Source organism: Zoogloea sp. LCSB751 (assembly GCF_002028455.1).
Taxonomy (GTDB): Bacteria; Pseudomonadota; Gammaproteobacteria; order Burkholderiales; family Rhodocyclaceae; genus Zoogloea.
The window spans coordinates 1-269 of record NZ_MWUM01000222.1 but is presented as its reverse complement, the minus strand read 5'-3'; the positions used below and the strand labels follow the sequence as shown (position 1 = coordinate 269).

The following is a 269-nucleotide window of genomic DNA, read 5'->3' as shown; positions in this document are numbered from 1 at the left end:
CCATCCAGGGAATAGCCGGCAAGTTCGTCAGCCGCATCGAGGGGAGCTACAGCGCCGTGGTCGGCCTGCCCCTGCTGGAGACGGATCTGTTGATCAAGCAGCACCTCGAGCAGACCCGGTAATCCCCTCGTCAGCAGTTCGCTGCTGAGTTACCCGTTGTTCGTCGTGCCAGAATTCAAAACTAGAAAGGCAAGGTAACTTATGTCAGTAGAACTGCTGGTGAACGTCACCCCCTCAGAGACCCGGGTCGCCCTGGTCGAGAACGGGCT

At 58.7% G+C, this 269-nt stretch carries 1 protein-coding gene; it reads left to right on the top strand.

Translation table 11 applies throughout. The features are described 5' to 3' along the window. Positions 1–2 precede the first annotated feature (2 nt). Entirely contained in the window at positions 3–122 is a 120-nt protein-coding gene (locus tag B4920_RS26410; protein ID WP_368664744.1) for a Maf family protein, read from the top strand. Positions 123–269 lie beyond the last annotated feature (147 nt).